The following is a 20,368-nucleotide window of genomic DNA, read 5'->3' on the forward strand; positions in this document are numbered from 1 at the left end:
GAGATCACAAATTCTAGCATGGGCCTACCAGCAGGCCATGGCAAACCGCCAGCGCGCCCCGCAGGACCTTTGGTAATACCGATTCGTTGTATCTGCAGTTTCAACAATTCAACCATGGTCGATATGGACAATCCCGCTGCACTCTCCCCCCAACCGCCCGGCAACGTCGACAAGGACGCGCCGCTGAAAGAAGACATCCGCCTGCTCGGCCGCCTCCTCGGCGACGTGCTGCGCGATCAGGAAGGCGAAGCCGTGTTCGACGTCGTCGAGACGATCCGCCAGACCGCCGTGCGCTTCCGCCGCGAAGACGACGAGCAAGCCGGCACCGAACTCAAGACACTGCTGGCGAAACTGTCGCGCGAAGAGACGAACTCCGTCGTGCGCGCCTTCTCGTACTTCTCGCACCTGGCCAACATCGCGGAAGACCAGCACCACATCCGCCGCCGCCGCGCCCACCTGCTGGCCGGCTCGAAGCCGCAGCCGTCCAGCGTCGCCTACGCCCTCACCCGGTTGAAGGACGCCGGCGTCGCGCAGAGTACGGTGGAGGCTTTTCTCCGCGAAGCGCTGATCGCCCCTGTTCTGACGGCGCACCCGACCGAAGTCCAGCGCAAGTCGACGCTCGACGCCGAGCACGACATCGCGCGCCTGCTGGCCGAGCGCGACCTGCCGCTGACGCCGAAGGAACGCGCGCGCAACCTGCAACTGCTGCAGGCGCGCATCGCGACGCTGTGGCAGACCCGCATGCTGCGCTACGAAAAACTGACGGTGGCGGACGAGATCGAGAACGCCCTGTCCTACTACCGGACGACATTCCTGCGCGAGCTGCCGGCCGTGTACGACGACGTCGAGGAAGAGATCGCGGCGCAGTACGGTACGGCGGCCGCCGGCCTGGACGACGCGGCCTACATGCAGATGGGCAGCTGGATCGGCGGCGACCGCGACGGCAACCCGAACGTCAACGCCGCGACGATGCAGCGCGCGCTCGTGCGCCACTCGACGACCATCTTCGATTTCTATCTCGACGAAGTGCACGCGCTGGGCGCGGAGCTGTCGCCGTCCACGCTGCTCGTGTCCGCGAGCCCCGCGCTGCTGGCGCTGGCCGATGCGTCGCCTGACCACTCCCCGCACCGCAGCGACGAGCCGTACCGCCGCGCGTTGATCGGCGTCTACGCCCGCCTCGCGTCGACGGCGCGCGAACTGGGCGCCACCAACATCCTGCGCAAGGAAGTGGGCCATGCGGACGCGTACCGCGACGCATCCGAATTCCGCGCCGAGCTGCAGGTGCTCGCCGATTCGCTGAACGAAAACCACGGCGCGATCCTCGCCGTGCCGCGCCTGAACGGCCTCGTACGCGCCGCGCGCATCTTCGGCTTCCACCTCGCCTCGCTCGACATGCGCCAGAGCTCCGACGTGCACGAGAAAGTGCTGGCCGAGCTGTTCGCGCGCGCGGGCGTGGAAAGCGATTACGCCGCGCTGTCCGAGGACGCGAAAGTCAGACTGCTGCTGGACGAACTGGCGCAGCCGCGCCTGCTGTACACGCCGTACGAAAGCTATTCGGACATCACGAATTCCGAACTGCAGATCCTGCGCACGGCGCGCGAGATCCGCAAGCGCTACGGCACGCGCGCGATCCGCAACTACATCATCTCGCACACGGAAGAAGTGTCCGACCTGCTGGAAGTCCTGCTGCTGCAAAAGGAAACGGGGCTCTTCCGTCCCAGCGAGAAGAAGAGCGACGCGATGGTGATCCCGCTGTTCGAGACCATCCCCGACCTGCAGCGCGCGGCCGAGATCATGGGCACGTGGATGGCGCTGCCGATCGTATCGGACGTGATCGAGGGCCAGGGCCGCCTGCAGGAAGTCATGCTGGGCTATTCGGACTCGAACAAGGACGGCGGCTTCCTGACGTCGAACTGGGAGCTGTACCAGGCCGAGCTGAAGCTGGTGAAGGTGTTCGCGGACGCGAACGTCAAGCTGCGCCTGTTCCACGGCCGCGGCGGCACGGTGGGCCGCGGCGGCGGCCCGAGCTACGACGCGATCCTCGCGCAGCCGCCGGGCACCGTCAACGGCCAGATCCGCCTGACGGAACAGGGCGAGATCATCTCGTCGAAGTTCAGCAATCCGGAAATCGGCCGCCGCAACCTGGAACTGCTCGTCGCCGCGACCTTGGAAGCGGGCCTGATGCCGCACGACGCGGACCGCGAACAGATCGAACGCCTGGCGCGCTTCGAGCCCGTGATGGCCGAGCTGTCGCAGCGCGCCTACAAGGCGTACCGCGACCTCGTGTACGAGACGCCGGGCTTCACGGACTATTTCTTCGCCGCGACGCCGATCGCGGAGATCGCGGAACTGAACCTCGGTTCGCGCCCGGCGTCACGCAAGTCGACGCGCCGCATCGAAGACCTGCGCGCGATCCCGTGGGGCTTCTCGTGGGGCCAGTGCCGGTTGCTGCTGCCGGGCTGGTTCGGCTTCGGCGCCGCCGTCTCCGGCTGGCTGGCGGAAGGCGACCGTGACGAGCGCCTGGCGCTGCTGCGCGAGATGGGAGAGCACTGGCCGTTCTTCGCGACGCTGCTGTCGAACATGGACATGGTGCTGGCCAAGACCGACCTCGCCATCGCATCGCGCTACGCGGAACTGGTGCCGGATGCCGATCTGCGCGAGCGCATCTTCAAGCGCATCGCGGCCGAGTATGCGGAGACGCTGCATTGCCTCACGCTCGTCACGGGCACGGAGGAACGCCTCGTGAACAACCCGCTGCTGGCGCGGTCGATCCAGAACCGGTTTGCCTATCTCGATCCGCTCAATCACCTGCAAGTCGAGCTGATCCAGCGGCATCGGGCGCTGTCGGCCGAGGAGAAGGTCGACGAGCGGGTGCACCGCGGCATCCATCTCTCCATCAACGGCGTGGCGGCCGGGTTGCGCAACACGGGCTGACGGACCGCCCGCCCATCGCCCGGCGGTTCACCCCGAACCGCCGGGCTCTTGCCGCCTGAACGTCTCGCGCAGGAAGTCGACGAACGCCTTGACCTTCGCCGCGCGCAGGTGCTGCCGCTGGAACAGCACCGAGACGTCCGGCCCGGCGGCGGCGTAATCCGCCAGGACGGGAACGAGAACACCTCTTGCTATCTTGTCCTGCACGGACAACGACAAGACCTGGATGATGCCGCCGCCGGCCACCGCGGCCGCCACCAGCGTTTCGACGTGATCCGTGCCGAAGACACCGCGCAGCGCCAGCGGCGCGGGCTGTCCATCCCGTTCGAAGAACCACGGGCGGATGCGGCGCGATTTCGGATAAACGAAGTTCAGGCAGTCGAATGCCGGCAGATCGTCGGGCGACTGCGGCGTGCCGCGTCGTGCCAGATAATCCGGCGCGGCACAGCAGACATAACGCGTCGTCGCCAGGGTTTGTGCGACGAGGTGGCTATCGGGCAGGTTCCCGATCCGCACGAGGACGTCGATGCCCTCCTCGACCATGTCGACGAAGCGGTCGTTGGCCGTCATCCGGACCGTGATATCCGGATAGTCGCGGAAGAACAGCGGCAACGCCGGCGCGACAATCAGGTCGCCAACGATGCCCGGCATGTCGACCCGCAGGACGCCGCTGGGCGTCGCATTCGACTGCCGCAGCGCGCTTTCGAGTTCATCCATGTCGCCCAGCAGCCGAACCGCGTTGTCGTAGCACTGGCGCCCCTCGTCGGTGAGGGACATGCGGCGCGTCGTGCGGTTCAGCAGCTTCACCCGAAAATGGCTCTCGAGCGACGCCACCTGGTTCGTCACCGAAGACGTGGAAATCCCCAGCCGGTCGGCCGCACGGCTGAACGCTCCAGCTTCCACGACGCAACAGAAGACTTTCAATGCATCCAGGCGGTCCATGCTTCCTCGTCCCGGCATGAGTGACAGGCGGGTATTGTAACAGTGGCAATCCGATTATCCACGAATCCGAAATTCTGCATTGGCGGCCGAGCCATTTTTCCGGCTGCGCATTTTTCCTACACTGGGTTCACTGGCGTTGCGATCGAAGCTGGTGCCAACCACAACCGCCCGAAAGGAAATATCATGAGCAACCCGACCACCATGCAAGCCGTTGTCCTGACCGCGTACAACGAACCCCTCGTGCTGCGCGACGTCGCCCGTCCGGTCGCCGGTCCCGGCCAGGTCCTGGTCCGTGTCGCGGCGAGCGGCGTGAATCCGCTCGACACCAAGATCGTGGCCGGCAAGGCCGATCACGCACACACGGTCCTGCCGGCAATCCTCGGCATCGACATGGCCGGCGTCGTGGAAGCCGTCGGCCCCGGCGTGGAAGGCTTCCGCCCCGGCGACGAGGTCTACGGCATGACGGGCGGCATCGCGGGCGTGCAAGGATCGCTGGCGCAATACGCCGCGGTCGATGCGGACCTGCTGGCACACAAACCGCGCAATATGTCGATGCGCGAAGCCGCGGCGCTGCCCCTCGTGTTCATCACGGCCTGGGAAGGCCTGCTGGATCGCGCCAAGGTCGGCGCGGGCATGAAAGTGCTGGTCCACGGCGGTGCGGGCGGCGTCGGCCACATCGCCGTGCAGATCGCCCGCGCTTTCGGCGCCGACGTGTATGCGACCGGCTCGGCAAGCCAGCGCGAGATCATCGAAGGATACGGCGCCACCGCGATCGACTACCGCACGCGCACCGTGGACGACTACGTGGCGCAGTACACGGACGGCGCAGGCTTCGACATCGTCTTCGACACGGTCGGCGGTGCCACCCTCGACGCCTCGTTCCGCGCCGCCCGCCTGTATGGGGGCCACGTCGTCAGCGCCCTCGGCTGGGGCACCCATGCGCTGGCGCCGCTGTCCTTCCGTGCCGCGACGTACTCGGGCGTCTTCACGCTGCTGCCCCTCATCAGCGGCAAGCGCCGCGCCGCGCACGGCGCCATCATGCGCGAGGCCACCCGGCTGGTGGAAGCCGGCAAGGTCAATATTCGCATCGACCCGACCGACTACACGCTCGCCAACGTGGCCGACGCGCATCGCGCCATCGCCGACGGCACCGCCGCCGGCAAGCTGGTCGTGTCGGTGGCCTGAGCAGGGGGACACGTCGCGTCCGGGATCAGCGCCGCACCGAGATCCCGAACGCGAGGCTGAGCCCATGGCAATCCCTGTTCACCAGCCACGCCACGCCCGTGTCCACGATCGCCTGTGTCCCGTGCCCGATCTGCGGCGCGGCCACTTCCGCGAAGCCGTGCAGCCTTTCGCTGAACGCTTTCCCGACTTCGCGATGCTGCTGGCCCTGTTCGTTTTCAGCGCGGCTCTCCAGGTTGTACGACGCGCTCTCGCGACGGTCGTCAGGTTGAGTTCGCTCAAATGTCACTCAAGCATGAGCTTGAATAATTGCAAGGTTCCCCAGCGCAACGTTTGGGGTACCCACCGTACACAGAGCGTGAACATCCTGAAAGGGGTACGACCGATGGCTGATCCCGACATCGCAAGAACGTTCGCCGAAATTCAATACGTGCTGAGAGATCGCCACCGGCCGCTTCGCCTGCTTCTTGATGGAATGATCAAGGCCGGAAAGGAGTCGCTCCTGCCGCAACGAGTAATCGGTTACGAAGCGATCTGCGGCGGATTCAAATTCCGGATGCTGTGTGTGTCCGAGAACGCGACCCTGCCCCTCAAGAACTTCATCGGTGTCCCTGCCGAACTGCAAATCGTCACCGACCGCGGCCAGCTACGCCGTATATGCGGGCTCGTCACTGAGGCTGCTTCGGGCCAAAGCGACGGCGGGCTCGCCACGTATCAATTAGTCATGAGCGATGCGCTGTCGGTGCTGGAAAACAAATTCAACACACGTGTGTTCCGAGATAAAAGCGAACTGGATATCGTGCAGATACTGGTCGCCGAATGGCAGAAAAGTATGGGGGTTTTGGGAGCATCCTTCGATTTGGCAATCGACGCCAGCCTCGCCAATCGCCGTTTGCCCAAGCGCCAGTTCATCATGCAGCATAACGAGTCAGACGCCGACTTCGTCCGTCGATTGCTGCAACGACGCGGCATCGCCTGGTTTTTTCGTCCCGGGCTGACGACGGGAGCCGGGTCATCCGAAACCGGTCGGACGCCGTCAAGGATCGGACATACCTTGGTATTGTTCGCCGACTCGAGTCAACTCGATCAAAATGCCGCCGGGTTGGTGCGATTTCATCGCGACGATGCAACTGAGCAGCGCGACACCATCACCGGCTGGAGCGCGGTACGTGCGCTCCGTTCGGGGAGTACGTCATTATTCAGCTGGGACTACCTTCAGCCCAGCAATACGATGTTCATGACGGCCCAGGTACCGGCTCAGGCCGATCAGGGCGAGCACGGAAACCAACTGGCCGCCGGACTGGACCATTACCAATTTACAGCCCCGCACCTCGGCGACAGTCCACGCGATCTGTCGGACCTGAACGACGCGCAGATGGCTTACCACGAGTACGCCGCCAAATGGTTCAAAGGCGAAGGCAGCGTACGCGACCTGGCCGTCGGCGAGTGGTTCAGCCTGAAAGGCCATCCAGAAATCGACACCCATCCCGACAGCGAGCGGCAGTTCGTCGTCACATCCCAGCATATCGCTGCGGAGAACAACCTACCGGTGGACATTGGCGCACGTGTGGAGCGGCTCTTCGAACGCAGCGGCTGGGCCCGCGACACCACTGCGCAGCAGCGGACCGACGAAAACCGGACGCTGCGCTACAAGACAAGCTTCACGTGTGTTCGTAGAAGCATCCGCATCGTTCCACCTCGCCCCGTTCTTCCGCGCCCGCAGCTGCAGTCGGCAATCGTCGTCGGCCCGGAGAACGAAGTTGTGTGGTGCGACTCACTGGGCCGTGTCAAAGTCCGCTTTCTGGCCACGTGCCGGGAAGAGCATGCCCATGCGGCGGGTGCCGGCAGTTCCGATTCCGATCGCGACTCGGCCTGGGTCCGTGTCTCGTCCAGTTGGGCCGGCAATGGTCTCGGGGCTCGCCTCCTGCCCCCTGTCGGCACCGAAGTGCTGATTGAATTTGCAGGCGGCGATCCCGACAAGCCAGTCATCATCGGCCAAATGTACAACGGCGATTCGCCACCGCCCATGTTTGTCGGAGAGGACGCGTTGCCCGATACACGCTATCAGTCCGGCCTGCGCAGCCGGGAGATACGTGGCCGGCGCGGTAACCAGGTTCGGCTCGACGATACGACGGGCCAGATCAGTGCGCAGCTGGCCAGCGACCATGGCAAAACGGAGCTGAACCTTGGTTATCTCACTGAGCCGCGCCGAGAGAACGGTGCGCGGCCACGCGGTGACGGCGCGGAATTACGCACCAACGAAGCGATTGCCCTGCGCGCGGCACGCGGTATCTTGCTGAGTGCCTGGAAACTGCTCGACGGCTCTGACAGCAAGGGTGCCCAGCTCGCACGCAACGAATACCTCGACCTGCTGCGCGAATGCGGTGAACTGTGCACTTCACTCGGCAACTACGCCGCAGAGCACAACGGCCTGGCGATCGATGCCAAGGAACAGGATGCACTGCGCGCGCGATTCAAGAATTGGGAGGACGGAAGCAACACCGCGCCCGAAGCCGCCGAGCCAAGAGAGCCCGTCATCGCGGTGACCTCGCCAGCCGGCATCGGCTTCGCGAGCTCGAAGGCTATCGTCAGTTACTCGGCCACCAATGTCGACACAACCGCCCTGCAGCATCTCCAACTCACGGCGGGCCAACGCTTTGCAGTCAATGCCGGCAACGGCATCTCGCTCTTTGCGCGCGGCGGCGGACTCAGTGCGATCGCCCACGTCGGCAAACTGCTTGTGCAAAGCCAGCATGACGACATCGCTGTCAACTCGGCCAAGGACATTCAGGTGACGGCCAGCGAAGGCGCGATCACGGTATCGGCCAAGACCATCCTCTTGGTCGCACAAGATGGATCATTCCTCAAGCTCGGGGATGGATCCCCGGTCCTCGGGAGCAAGGAGGCCCTCAAGTTCCACGGACCCGATTTCATTTGGGATGGGCCGGAGACGATGACCGCGCAGCTCCCCACGTTCAAGAAGGACGGGACGGATCTCAAGTTCGAACCTCGGCTCTACCCGCACCTCGACGGCGGCGTGCCGGCGGCCGGCTTGGCTTACGAGATCGAATCGGCGGCCGGCGGCGGCGCGGGTAGCACTGACGCTCAAGGGACCACCACGATCTTGAAGCACGACCAGATGCACGTTGCAAGCATTGATCTCAAGGAGGGAAGCCAGCCATGACTGACGCAAAGAGCGCTTCACTTTACAAGAAACTGCCATTCAGCCGGGGGAAGGGAGAAGGCGTAACGTTACCGGGGCAAGGCAACAAGAAAATCGTCGGCGTCAAGCACAATCTGCCCGGTTCGATCATTCTCGTGCATGGCGTGAACGATGTAGGCGTCAGTTACGACGCGGTGGAATCGGGTTTGTGCGAGGGGCTGGCGGAACGGCTGTGCGGGGACCTGAAGCCCGGTGCATATCGCATGCCGCAAACCGCTGACCGCGACAAGGTAGAGGAAGATCCTGACGTTGTTTTCTATAAACGTCAGATTACCGACGATACGCACAGCCCGGTCATCCCGTTCTACTGGGGGTTTCGCGAAGAATCTGCGCACATACAGGATTGGAGAAAAACACCGCATGGCCAAGCCCTTGACCGCTACGACAACCGACTGGACAGGGATTACTCGAAAGAAGGCGGCCCATTCTCCAACGCGACATCGTCGCTTTTAGAAATGTGGAATCGGGGCAAGAGCGATTCCTTCGGGATCCTGAATTGGGCGTCGCACGATGCGACCCACCCGATCCTGAATAATCCGGGCCGCCTTTACATGATCCTTGCGGCGCGGCGGTTGGCTGCGCTCATCTCAATGATCCGCGACTACGACGAAAACGAAACGGTCTCAATCGTCGCTCACAGCCAGGGTTGTTTGCTCAGTTTGCTGGCACAGGCTTTTCTGCTTGATCCCAAAATGCAAAAGGACCAGCCTGGTGCGCGTCCGGCCGATACACTCATCCTGTGCAACCCGCCTTATAGTCTTGTCGCAGAACTACCCGTAGGAGCAAAGCTCGCGAACATGTACTCAGGTTCGGATTCGCTGATGACAACCAAACAGAACCGTTACCGGTACATCAAAGGTGGCCAGACATTACATGCACGTCTGGCCACCTTGGCGAACATTGTCAACGGCGTGCACACCAACAAGCATGCAACGCCACCGTTATCGGAACTGACAAACACGAAGAAGCATATGGGGACGGTTGGTCCCAAATGGGACGCCGAGAAGGACCGCGATAACCGCGGCAAAGTCTATCTTTATTTTTCTCCGGAAGATATGACCGTGGCATTTTCCGGCGTGGAAGGGATCGGCTGGCAGGGCGTGCCCGATTTCCAACGTGGTCAACGTCGAGAAACTCGCCCATTTGACGCAACTGCGCCGGTCGATAATTTTGGTCCATCGCAATCCGTGCTGATTACCGAGACACGCAAACCGCTTTCCGAATTGGGCCACGGATTCTTTCAGCGCGTCTTCACATTGAAACGTCGCCCGGATTTCCGGAATGGGAAGCCGGTTCTCGTTGGACAAGCCCCGCACGACTTTGTGCTTCGGGTAACTGGCGAAAACGACTATGCCCATACAGCCGCCAGCGACACGTTCGCAAGCAACGCCGGCCTGCGCCAACACTTGCCCACCCCGGCTGATGCGCCTGACAGTATGTCTCCTGAAGAGCGGGCACGGTTTGGCCTGCGCCGCATCACGGGCGAAGCCCTGCCGAAGGCTGTGGCGGCAAGCATGGGCGAAGGCGCCTTCCCCGATGCGCATAGCCGCTACGGAGCAAGCGAGAACGTCGATCAGATCGACGCGGCGATCTCCGTTACCAGCAAGTATGGCATTGACGGGCATCATTGGGAATGCATCTCCGATACGTGTGGCATCGCCACCAGGTTGCGGGGCTATCAACCGATTCCAAGCCCTCGTCCGGACCTGCATGTGAGTAGAGTGGCAAAAGTCAACGATCAGCGGTCCGTGCTCGCGGGACAGCTCAATCGCGACAAAAAGGTTGAAGACATGTGCGAGGTTAAGAATCTGTACGTTTGCCTGGATGTCGGTTTTGAACGCCCCCTCAGTCCGCCCAAGTTGCTGATCGAAAGAACCGAAACGCCGAACGAGGCCCGGCTGCGCTGGCAAAAAACGAATATGGCCCGGTCGTTCCACAGTGCGATTTATGGTGGCCGCAAAAACCATAGCCAGGTGACCGCGTACGACGTTGCAATTGGTGGCGGCAAGGCGCCGACGGATCCGTTGTTTTACAAGTACTTGTGCGCGGTGGCGGATTGGCGGTTGAAAGATCCACCTATTAAGCAAAAGCTTCGACCAGGCATGCTCAAATGGAGCGAGTTCCTGCAACAGTTTGCGGACTACTGGGCTGACGAGCGGCCTTGGCGAAAGACGCTTATCGAAAATACCCAAATTTATTACGCAACCGGAACATTACCCGCTGACCTGCCGCTTCCACCAGAGGGAATCCCGCCGTGCCTTGTCGTTGAATCGACGGCTGGCACGGTCGACCAAACTGGACGGGTGAACACATGAGTACGCTATACAAAAATCGGTTACTGCTGGCAAAACGCTTATCAGACAACGCAATACTCCATTTGACGCATTTGGTATTTTTTACCATTTCAACAAGCGCAATAGCGGCATCTACTCCGACGGAGACAGCAATGAGGACACCTTGGTGGTTTTTGGCAACCGCATTGGGAATAGGACTGGTGCTTGGCGGGCGTTGGGTGCTAGCGGCACGCGAAGCGGACGCACGACAGGCTCTGGCATCGGCCGCAGCGGCGGAAAAGGCACGTGAGCAGGTCGAGGTGGCACACACTGCGCAAGGCAAGCGCGAATACGTGTTGGAAGTAATCAATCTTGGTGTCACGCTAGACAAATACCGTCAAGGCAAGCTATGGGACGCACTGCAATCTGGCAACCCGTACACATCGCTTCGTGAGCAAGATCCAAAAAAATATCCTTGGACAATGTTTGACAAACTCGGCCAAAGCGGCGGACGGAGTGGAGACACCTTGGAAAACGGTGCCGGATATACCGTAACCGAATGGGGCACCCCGGTCTTTAATGCAAGACCTCCGGACATGAGCGAATATGCAGCCAACCCACTTATGCCTGACATGGGTCTCGCAGCATCTGCTGAATCATCGGGCATGTCCACTAGTTTGTTCGTAGCGGGTCCAGCGCGCTTTGCCGAGCGGCCGGACCGCATTCTCGAAGAGGTGTTCGAGTTCTTTGACGTGAACCCCGATGTTCCCTATGTCGTTTTGAACTCAGACGACGGCGACGATGTCCGGCACGTGTCGCGCCCCTCCGGTTCCCCACCGCTCGTCAAAGAAGGCTACTACATCCCCAAAATGCCTGACGCTTCGGCCCTTTTTGTGCTCGCCCGCCGCGAGCGGGTCGATCCGATCCGCCCTTTCACCTACGAAGATATCGACGACTACCGCACGCCAATGGAAGTGCTCAATCGCGACGGTGTCGCAAGACGCCTGTACCTCGGCTACCTCGACTTACAGAAATCGGTACCCTGTCCGAATGGTTACACTTCGGCCGTAGGTCGATCGGTAACTGCTGCCGAATGGGTCGAATACGCCGCCAAGTTCAGCAAGCGCCCGGACATCCGCGGTACCGGCCAGATCAGTTTCCTGGATCGCGAATTCAACGCCAAGCACCGTCCCCCACTCGACTGGAAACCGACGCCCTGGTTCCCCATCCCATGGAGCAAACTACAGCTTCAACAATTCGACAGCATGGCAACGCTCGGCTTCATCCACCGACCAGTTTTCGTCAAGACCACGGACGAACACGGCAAGCCACTCCCCCGGCGCGATGCGCGGCAAAAAGCATTAGTGGAAGGCCTGCAGGAAGCACTGCGCACGCTGCCCGAGACCGAGCGCGCCAAGGGCCCGGCGCGCGTGATCGCAGCCACGAACAATCAAACCGAGCAACTGGTCGCCCTCGAAGGCATGCTGCATCAATACGCCGCGCAAGGCGGTCCCGAAATCGACAGCGGCAAGCTGGACCAGTTCATCAACATCGACCGGCGCCTCGGCAATACCGGCGCGGCCACCTTGTTCATGCAGATGGCGATTGGCGTAATGGGCAGCTACCGTGCCGGCGGCCCGAGCCTCGCCGTCAATCTGCGCGATCCGCACGAGGCGACGTTCATTTTCATCAGTCCCCCTTCAGAAGAAAAACGCAAAGCCCAGCAGGAATCACGCGGTGACGTGTTCCGTAGTATCAGATCGATGACGCCCCCTGCAGAGAGCGACGCTGCCACGGCCGTCAGGTAGCCATGTTCGTATTCAAACCGGATACCCACCATGAAAAACGTCATCAGGCTAGGCGACGCCACAACCCACGGCGGCAAAGTGATCAGCGCCAGCGCGTCGCATTTCAAAGTTCACGGGATTCCGGTCGCCTGCGTGGGCGACACGTGCAGTTGTCCCATCCCTGGCCACTCAGGCTGCACGATCACCAGCGGTTCTCCGCACCATACAATCAGCGGCAAGCACATCGCTTTCGATGGCGACAGTCTGAGTTGTGGAGCGAAGCTGATCTCAAGCTTTCAGCATTTCAGCACAAAGATATAGCGTAAGTCGCGTACGACGTTAGCGTCTGACGGACACGCCAAACGCCAGGCTCAGCCCCGGCGTCTGGCGATTCACCCCATGCACGACCATCGCGTCGATCTGGCAATCCCTGTTCACCAGCCACGCCACGCCCGTGTCCACTATCGCCTGCGTCCCGTGCCCGATCTGCGGCGCGGCCACTTCCGCGAAACCGTGCAGCCGCTCGCTGAACGCCTTCCCGACCGACGCCGCGAACACGCCGTACGTAACGTCGCTATCGCGCACCATGCCCGGCATCACGCCCAGCGACCAGTCGTGCCCGAGATCCCACTCCACCGGCAGCTCGACCGCGGGCCGGAACCCGCTGCCGCGCAGCGCCGCACTGCCCGTGGGCAGCGCCACCTCGGCGATCATCCCGACGGATGGCCGCATGCCGTCCTGGTCGGCGACGTGCCACTTCACACCGGCGGACAGATCGGCCCAGCCCGCACTGACCGTATGCGCGCCGGACGCGGGGTCGCTCGCGTGCTCGATGGTGCGCCCGTCCGTCTCCACGCGCAGTTCGAACGCGTTCGAGACGCCGATGCGCAGCAGCGTCGGCGTCGTGAGCGTGCGCACGTGCACGTCAAGGTCGCGCTGGCGATCCCATTGCACGCCCGTCTCGAGCTGGATGCGGTGGCTGCCCACCACCTGGCTCGAGTTGGCGACGTTGGGACGGTCGGGGTTGATGGTGTCGTCGTCCGCATGGGCGGCCGGGACGGACAGGACGCCTGCCAGCAGGCAGGCCAGGGAAGCGGAGCGGATCGAAGTTTGCATACCGACAGTATGCCAAGACCGGGCCGGCGCGGCCCAACCTGTCTACATCGTAATCATTGCAGGGCCAGGCGCGCGGCGTGGCCGCCGGCGGCGCGGGTGTCGTCCGACCCGGCTTCGATGCGTCCGGACAGCGTCTCCATGCTTTTTTCGAGTACGTGGAAACGCTCCATGAACGCCGGATACGCGGCGCGCGCGGCGGCCCGGAGGGCGTCATGCGCCTGGTCGGCCTGCATCTGGTGGCGGATGGCGCTGCCGTTGCCGGTGATGGCGTCCATGGCGCCGTCGAGCTGTCCGACGGCCAGTTCGCCGATGCCGCCGACCATCACGACGAAGGCGATGGCGGTGACGTTCCAGGCCAGCATGGGAGTTCCTTTAACGGCGGACCGACAGGCCCAGGCCGATGCCCAGGTCCGGCGTGCGGCGGTTCAGGCCGCGGCTCACCGCGGCGTCCAGTTGGATGTCGTTCGTGACCAGCCAGGTCACGCCGGTGTCGAAGACGGCCTGCGTACCGCCGCGGTTGGCGCGGGCGATCCGCGGCGCAGCCAGTTCGACGAAGCCGTGCAGGCGTTCCGTGATGTCGCGGCCGACCGTGGCGGCGAGGATGCCGTAGCCGCGGCGGGCGCCGCGCTCGTCGTTGTCGGTCCCGACGCCGGGCATGATGCCGATTTCGACGCCATTCGCCAGCTCCCACTCGGCGGCGACACGCAGCGACGGGCGCACGCCGGAGCCCCGCAACGCCTTGCTGCCGCCGGGCAGGTCCGCGTGCAGCAGCCAGCCCAGCGACGGGGTGGCGCCATCCTGGTCGGCCGTGTGCCATTTGATGCCGACGGACGTGTCGGCGTAACCGGCCATCGTCGCGCCGCCCGCGTGCTCGATGGTGCGGCCGTCCGTTTCGAAGCGCAGTTCCATCGTCTCGCCGAGGCCGATGCGCAGCAGGGTCGGCATGGTCAGCGTGCGTACCGTGGCGCCGTCGGTGCGGTCGCGCTCCCACTGCAGGCTCGTTTCCAGCTGCAGGCGGCCTTTGCCGACGACCTGGCTCGATTCGACGACGTCGGGACGGTCGGAGGTCATCGTGTCGTCAGCGCCGGCCGATGCGGCGAGCGGCAGGCCGCAGGCGGCGGCTAACAAAAGGGAAGAAAAGCGATCCATGCGGATATTCGGAACAGTCGATGTGCCAAGTATCCGCAAGCTGGCTCAGCAATACCAGACAGATTGTGAATGTCCCGATAGGACCATTTTTCGTTTGATAACTTGTGTCGGGGCGGCACAACACAGCTTGCCGGACCGCCATGTCGAACGCCGTGCATCAACCCTGGAAAGAAATGCGATGACCAGGGCGCAACGGAATGGCGATGAGCGCCAGCACGAGGCACAGCGCGGCCATCAACCACCATGCGGGTGCGAGATTCGAGAGATGCTCGCGCAGCAGTCCGGCAACGAGCGGCAGGATCGCCGCCAGCAGGTAGCCGCCGCCCTGGACGAAACCCACGATGGCACCGGCATCCGCCGGGTTATCGCCATGGTCCATCGCGACGATGAGCGACAGGGGGAACAGGGCACCGATGCCGAACCCGGCCAGCAGTGCCGCCGGCCATGCGAGCGCGGCCGGGGCGACGGACAAGCCGAGCATCCCCGCGAGGAGCGCGCCGATCGCCAGGAGCAGCACCACGCGCCGGTCGGGCGTCCGGCCGACCACGGCGGACACGGCGATCCCTGCCGCCACTTCCGCGCAGGTCAGGGCGCCGAGCAACGCCCCCGCCGCTTCCGGCGACCAGCCGAGCTGTGTGTAAAACGGCGGCAACCACGCCAGTACCAGGGTATAGGCGCCGGTGCCCAGGCCGAAAAAACCCAGCAGGAGCCAGCCGCGCGGCTTCCGGTGGACCGGGCGCCGTGCCGTGGGCACAGGAAGTACGTCGGGTTGCGACGTAGCCAGGCACCAGGCCACCAGTCCCACCAGGGCGGGAAACACCCATACGCCCAGGGCTGCGGTCCAGTCCATGCCTTGCGCCAGCCATGGACTGGCTGCGCTGGAGATCATCGCCCCGCCCATGATTGCCGTCGAATAAATCCCCATCACCGTTGCCGTGTGCCCTCCCGCGCGGTGCCGGATCACCATCGGCATCAAAGCCTGGACCAGCGCGATACCGATGCCGCCTGCGATCGCCGTCGCGAGCAACGCCGTGGGGCCGCTCCACACCCAGCGTCCCAGGCAGGCCAGCACGACGAGCAGCACGCCGGACGCGATGCCCCGGCGCGCGCCGAATGCGGCTTGCAGACGGGACGCGCCCAGCATGCACACGCCCATCAATGCGACCGGAAGCGTGGTCAGCAGGCTGGCCCCGGTATCGCCCAGCCCCGTCTCGCGCTGGATCACGTCGAGCAGGGGCCCGATCGTCGCCATCGTGGGACGAAGGTTGATTCCAACGAGCACTACCGCTGCCGGAAATGCAAATGCGCCGCGTGGTTCTACCATGATGAATTCCTGGAAGCGTTTGGCGCTTGGCTGCGCCATCGGCATTCCATATAATTTGATGTGAAGATATTTTATCTCTACATCAAGATACTTGCAAACATGGATAGAGCGCAGAAAGCAGCGGAACAATGGGCGCGCGAACGCCCGGATCTCGACGTGGGACCCATGATCCTGTTGGGACGACTGGGCGAAGCGGGCGTGGTGATCATGCGCGACCACCTCAATCCGCTATTCGCGCGCTTCGGCTTGCAGCCGGGCGAATTCGACGTGCTGGCAACGCTGAGGCGCAGCGGACCGCCCTTTGCGCTGACGCCGACCGACCTCTACGAAGCGGCCATGATCTCGTCGGGCAGTATGACCAACCGCATCGATCGGCTGGAAAAGGCCGGGCTCGTGCAACGGCAGCCCAACCCAAGGGATGGCCGGGGCACCCTGGTGGCGCTCTCCGCCGCGGGACTTACCCTCATCGACGAGGCTGTTGCCGAGCATGTCGCCAACCAGCAGGCGATCGTCAGCGGGTTGACGGACAAGGAGCAGGCGCAACTTTCAACGCTCCTGGCCAAGCTCCTCGCCTCGACCAGCGGCAAGGCGCCAGGCTGATCACGTCGTGGTTTCGGCGTGTACCGATGCCAGTACCGCGGGCCAGTGGCCGCGATCGATGGCAAAGAACCTGCACCAGCCCAGCACGGTGAAGAGGCAGGCGTCGGCGACGCTGAAAGACGCGCCCGCCAGATGATCCTGGCGGCCCAACACGTCTTGCTGTCCACCTTGACGAGATCGAACGGCAGGCCGAGTTCGCGCAACACGATATGCGGAGACAGCGAACAGGTATGGGGGGCGTAGTACAGCTTCATGGCGCGCCGGGACGGGCGGCTGCGCCGTGCACGGCCGGAGTCTCGTGGAACAGGCGGGCCTGCGCCTGCCGGACATCCGCGTGACCGTGCGCGACTGGGCCAGCGCCTGCATGCTGGTGCGCGAAGGCATGGGCGTCGCCCTCGTGCCCGAATCGACGTTGCCTGAAGACCGGCGCGGACTGCGCGTCATGCAGCTGACGCCGCCTGTTCACCGCGAATTCGGCCTGGTCTGCGCCGAAACCGGGAAGGCGTCCCGCCCGGTGCAGGCTTTCCTCACAGGACTTCTGCCCGCGCAATGAAAAAGCCGCGCGGCCCGGACGGGCGGCGCGGCTGTTCGGGACTCGCGTAACGCTTACTGGTTCTGCAGGAACGTCTTGAGCTTGTCCGAGCGCGACGGCTGGCGCAGCTTGCTCATCGCCTTCGCTTCGATCTGGCGGATACGCTCGCGGGTCACGTCGAACTGCTTGCCCACTTCTTCCAGCGTGTGGTCGTTCGACATCTCGACGCCGTAGCGCATGCGCAGCACCTTCGCTTCGCGCGGGGTCAGCGAGTCCAGCACTTCCTTGATCACGTTGCGCATCGACGCGTGCATCGCGGCGTCCAGCGGCGCCAGCGTGGCGTTGTCTTCGATGAAGTCGCCCAGCTGCGAATCGCCGTCCTCGCCCATCGGGGTTTCCATCGAGATCGGTTCCTTCGCGATCTTCATGATCTCGCGGACCTTCGATTCCGGCATCTCCATCTTCGTCGCCAGCGTGGCCATGTCCGGCTCGGTGCCCGTTTCCTGCATGATCTGGCGCGAGATGCGGTTCATCTTGTTGATCGTCTCGATCATGTGCACCGGCACGCGGATCGTGCGGGCCATGTCGGCGATCGAACGCGTGATCGCCTGGCGGATCCACCACGTCGCGTACGTCGAGAATTTATAGCCGCGACGGTACTCGAACTTGTCGACCGCCTTCAGCAGGCCGATGTTGCCTTCCTGGATCAGGTCGAGGAACTGCAGGCCGCGGTTGATGTACTTCTTCGCGATCGAGATCACGAGACGCAGGTTGGCCACGGTCATTTCGCGCTTCGCCGTGCGGGCGCGCTTTTCGCCGGCCGCCATCTGGCGGTTGATGGTGCGCAGGTCCGCCAGCGGCAGCGCCACGCGCGCCTGCAGGTCGATCATGCGCTGCTGCAGTTCCAGGATCGCCGGGGCGTTGCGCTTCAACACGGCGCTGTACGGATACGCGCAATCGACTTCGCGCTGCACCCATTCCAGGTCCGTCTCGTTGCCCGGGAAGACCTTGATGAAGTGGGCGCGCGGCATGCCGCAGCGGTTCACGCAGATGTCCAGCACGGCGCGTTCGATCGAGCGCACCTCGTCCATCTGGTGGCGCAGCGTGTCGCACAGCTTTTCCACGACTTTCGCCGTGAAGCGGATGCCCAGCAGTTCGGACGAGATGACTTCCTGCGCGGCCGTGTAGGCCGGCGAGCCATAGCCCTGCGTCTTGAACGCGTGACCCATCTTGTCGAACTGCTTCTCGATGAGGGAGAACTTCTCCAGCGCGCCCTTCTTCAGCGCGGCCAGCTGTTCGGCCGAGTAGCCCGCCGCGGCGCTGCCGCCGGCACCGCCGTCGTCTTCCTCTTCCCCGACGTCGTCGTCTTCCTCGTCCTCGTCCTCGTCGCTCGCGCCGGTCACCGGCGCGGTGGCGGGGGCGCCTTCGTTGTGGTCGATCAGGCCGTCCACGACGTCATCGATCTTCAGCTCGTCCTTGGCGATCTTGTGCGACAGCGCGATGATCTCGGAAATCGTCACCGGGCACGCGGAGATCGCCTGCACCATGTCCTTCAGGCCATCCTCGATGCGCTTGGCGATGGCGATCTCGCCTTCGCGCGTCAGCAGCGACACGGCGCCCATCTCGCGCATGTACATGCGGACCGGATCGGTCGTGCGGCCGAAGTCGGAGTCGACGGTCGACAACGCGGTCGCGGCGGCCGCTTCCACTTCGTCTTCGGAGGTCGGCGTGACGACGGCGTCCGACAGCAGCATCATTTCCGCTTCCGGCGCGCGCTCGTAGACGGCGATGCCCATGTCGTTGAACGTCGCGATGATGCCTTCGATCGCTTCCGGATCGATGATGTTTTCCGGCAGCTGGTCGTTGATTTCCGCGTGGGTCAGGTAGCCGCGCTCCTTGCCCATGTTGATCAGGTTCTTCAGCTGCTGGCGGCGCTTTTCCAGTTCCTCGGCCGAAAAGCCTTCCGCGGCGCCGAACAGGTTGGCGCTGCCCTTGGCCTTGCGCTCACGCAGTTTCGACGCGGCCTTCAGCTCGGCGCGCTCGACGGCGTTCAGCGCCGCGATCTCGTCGTTCTCCGGCACGAATTCGCTCGGCTTGCGGCCGCGGCGGCCCGGCACCTTCACTTGCGGCAGCAGGTAGCCGGACGTGTCGATCGCGGCCAGCGCGGCGGCGTCCGTCGTCGTGCTGACGGTGCCGGTCGGCTGCGCGGACGTCGTCGTCGCGGCGGACGGCTCGATGCGGCGCGCCGTGCGGGTGCGCACGACGCGGGCGGCCGGCTCGGCGGCGGGCGCGGCAACGGCCGGCGCCTGCGGCGCGGCGGCGACCGGTTCGGGAACGGCTGCGGCGGCAGGCGCGGTGTCGGCTTTCAGCGCGGCCAGGCGCGAGATGCGCTTCTTGACGATCACCGGCGGCGCGGCGGGCGCGGTCGGCGTGGGGATCACGTCGTCCGTCTCATCGAAGGCCACGGCGGCGACGGGCGCGACGACGGGCTCGGCAGCCTCTGCGACAGGCTCGGCAACGTCTTCCGATGCCTGCACGTCGGCAGCGACGGCCTCGGCCTGCGCTTCGCCCGCGGCGGCGTCGTCGAACTGTTCCGGTTGCAGACGCGGCGCTTCCTCGGCCTGCACTGCCTTCAGCGACGCCAGGCGCGAACGCGTCTTCACCACCGTCACCTTGGCTGCCGCTTCCGTTTCGAGGAAATACGAGGTCGCGGTCTTCGGCACCGACAGCTGGGCCGTGCTCTTGGCCGGCGCTTTCTTCGCTGTCAGTGTCAGGGTCTTGGCGGTGTTTTTCATAGTCTTTCTCCAGTCGAGGCGTGGCGCGGTGCCTGCGAGGTCAATAACCCACCTGGTCCGCTTGGCGGTCCTTGTGGGCGGGGATGAGGGGAAGGCCCTAGCTAGGGGCGGAAAGCCCGATATCAAGCACTCCTGCCGCTGCCCGGCGGGCGCCCCGGGCAGCCGGGATGGGCTGCGGCGCGCGTGCACAGTGGGTTCAAGCGGAACGGAACGTGGTCGAAATCGCGGGTTAACATGTCGGAACGAAAAAAAGCCCGTCAGACAACGGGCTTGAATCTATTTTCCAGAGGAGAAATAGAGGAGACGGAGGCATTATGCCTTAAGGAAATTTTTAGCGATAATTGAAATATCCGATATGGGATATCACTCAGACGCATATTTCCTTTTCCTCTTCCTGACCCTGGCTGCGTCGGCGCAAACCGTGCGCAAGGAAAGGGGCGGATCATACACGATTTCTTGCCCGCGCGCCGCTGTACATGCGTGAAATCACCGTCGTCGACTCAATAAAACGATC

15 protein-coding genes and 1 pseudogene are annotated in these 20,368 nt (G+C 63.8%); 8 read left to right on the forward strand and 8 right to left on the reverse strand.

Annotated elements, in window-relative coordinates:
• The first annotated feature begins 18 nt into the window (after nucleotides 1-18).
• Entirely contained in the window at nucleotides 19-2,934 is a 2,916-nt protein-coding gene (ppc, locus tag ACEN9G_RS02765) for a phosphoenolpyruvate carboxylase (protein ID WP_413338256.1), read from the forward strand.
• Nucleotides 2,935-2,961: 27 nt separating this feature from the next.
• Here ppc and ACEN9G_RS02770 read toward each other — a convergent pair whose 3' ends face one another.
• Nucleotides 2,962-3,873, reverse strand: coding sequence for a LysR family transcriptional regulator (locus ACEN9G_RS02770; protein ID WP_413338258.1), 912 nt, complete (start codon nucleotides 3,871-3,873; stop codon nucleotides 2,962-2,964).
• 183 nt (nucleotides 3,874-4,056) lie between these two features.
• Here ACEN9G_RS02770 and ACEN9G_RS02775 point away from each other — a divergent pair, with 183 nt between their 5' ends.
• The 5 genes from ACEN9G_RS02775 to ACEN9G_RS02795 all read left to right on the forward strand — a co-directional run bounded on the left by ACEN9G_RS02775 (nucleotide 4,057) and on the right by ACEN9G_RS02795 (nucleotide 12,659).
• Nucleotides 4,057-5,058 carry a zinc-dependent alcohol dehydrogenase family protein gene (locus ACEN9G_RS02775; RefSeq protein WP_413338260.1) on the forward strand — a complete coding sequence of 334 codons (1,002 nt, stop codon included), beginning with the start codon at nucleotides 4,057-4,059 and terminating at the stop codon, nucleotides 5,056-5,058.
• Nucleotides 5,059-5,122: 64 nt separating this feature from the next.
• Nucleotides 5,123-8,239 (forward strand): type VI secretion system Vgr family protein, encoded by a 3,117-nt coding sequence (locus ACEN9G_RS02780; RefSeq protein ID WP_483127661.1) that lies wholly within the window; start codon nucleotides 5,123-5,125, stop codon nucleotides 8,237-8,239.
• Entirely contained in the window at nucleotides 8,236-10,593 is a 2,358-nt protein-coding gene (locus tag ACEN9G_RS02785) for a T6SS effector phospholipase Tle3 domain-containing protein (RefSeq protein ID WP_413338266.1), read from the forward strand. Before ACEN9G_RS02780 ends, ACEN9G_RS02785 begins: the two co-directional genes overlap by 4 nt.
• Nucleotides 10,594-10,724: 131 nt before the next feature.
• Complete coding sequence (locus tag ACEN9G_RS02790) at nucleotides 10,725-12,359, forward strand: type VI lipase adapter Tla3 domain-containing protein (protein WP_413338268.1); 1,635 nt, start codon at nucleotides 10,725-10,727, stop codon at nucleotides 12,357-12,359.
• A 30-nt stretch (nucleotides 12,360-12,389) separates the two neighbouring features.
• The gene (locus ACEN9G_RS02795; RefSeq protein ID WP_413338270.1) at nucleotides 12,390-12,659 is read left to right on the forward strand and encodes a PAAR domain-containing protein; all 270 of its coding nucleotides are present in this window, start codon (nucleotides 12,390-12,392) and stop codon (nucleotides 12,657-12,659) included.
• Nucleotides 12,660-12,677: 18 nt separating this feature from the next.
• On the opposite strand, the gene ACEN9G_RS02800 is transcribed toward ACEN9G_RS02795, so the two are convergent.
• The 4 genes from ACEN9G_RS02800 to ACEN9G_RS02815 form a co-directional block, all read right to left on the reverse strand.
• Complete coding sequence (locus ACEN9G_RS02800; protein WP_413338272.1) at nucleotides 12,678-13,454, reverse strand: transporter; 777 nt, start codon at nucleotides 13,452-13,454, stop codon at nucleotides 12,678-12,680.
• A 53-nt stretch (nucleotides 13,455-13,507) separates the two neighbouring features.
• Nucleotides 13,508-13,816 carry a hypothetical protein gene (locus ACEN9G_RS02805; protein ID WP_413338274.1) on the reverse strand — a complete coding sequence of 103 codons (309 nt, stop codon included), beginning with the start codon at nucleotides 13,814-13,816 and terminating at the stop codon, nucleotides 13,508-13,510.
• Nucleotides 13,817-13,826: 10 nt separating this feature from the next.
• Nucleotides 13,827-14,603 carry a transporter gene (locus tag ACEN9G_RS02810; RefSeq protein WP_483127662.1) on the reverse strand — a complete coding sequence of 259 codons (777 nt, stop codon included), beginning with the start codon at nucleotides 14,601-14,603 and terminating at the stop codon, nucleotides 13,827-13,829.
• A gap of 157 nt (nucleotides 14,604-14,760) precedes the next feature.
• Nucleotides 14,761-15,927: an MFS transporter gene (locus ACEN9G_RS02815; protein WP_413338285.1), complete on the reverse strand. Its 1,167-nt coding sequence runs from the start codon at nucleotides 15,925-15,927 to the stop codon at nucleotides 14,761-14,763.
• A gap of 99 nt (nucleotides 15,928-16,026) precedes the next feature.
• Here ACEN9G_RS02815 and ACEN9G_RS02820 point away from each other — a divergent pair, with 99 nt between their 5' ends.
• Nucleotides 16,027-16,527, forward strand: a complete 501-nt coding sequence (locus ACEN9G_RS02820; RefSeq protein WP_413338287.1) for a MarR family winged helix-turn-helix transcriptional regulator — start codon at nucleotides 16,027-16,029, stop codon at nucleotides 16,525-16,527.
• On the opposite strand, the gene ACEN9G_RS02825 is transcribed toward ACEN9G_RS02820, so the two are convergent.
• Nucleotides 16,528-16,680, reverse strand: a complete 153-nt coding sequence (locus ACEN9G_RS02825) for a glutathione S-transferase C-terminal domain-containing protein (RefSeq protein WP_413338277.1) — start codon at nucleotides 16,678-16,680, stop codon at nucleotides 16,528-16,530. It abuts the gene before it with no gap.
• Nucleotides 16,680-16,781, reverse strand: a pseudogene (locus tag ACEN9G_RS02830) (thioredoxin domain-containing protein); the annotation flags it as partial. The pseudogene ACEN9G_RS02830 and the gene ACEN9G_RS02825, both read right to left, overlap by 1 nt.
• A 26-nt stretch (nucleotides 16,782-16,807) precedes the next feature.
• On the opposite strand from ACEN9G_RS02830, the gene ACEN9G_RS02835 reads away from it, so the two are divergent.
• Complete coding sequence (locus ACEN9G_RS02835; RefSeq protein ID WP_413338279.1) at nucleotides 16,808-17,080, forward strand: LysR family transcriptional regulator substrate-binding protein; 273 nt, start codon at nucleotides 16,808-16,810, stop codon at nucleotides 17,078-17,080.
• A 53-nt stretch (nucleotides 17,081-17,133) separates the two neighbouring features.
• On the opposite strand, the gene rpoD is transcribed toward ACEN9G_RS02835, so the two are convergent.
• Nucleotides 17,134-19,854 carry an RNA polymerase sigma factor RpoD gene (rpoD, locus tag ACEN9G_RS02840; RefSeq protein ID WP_483127663.1) on the reverse strand — a complete coding sequence of 907 codons (2,721 nt, stop codon included), beginning with the start codon at nucleotides 19,852-19,854 and terminating at the stop codon, nucleotides 17,134-17,136.
• Nucleotides 19,855-20,368: the final 514 nt, after the last annotated feature.

This window comes from Massilia sp. Masssp94 (genome assembly GCF_059491305.1).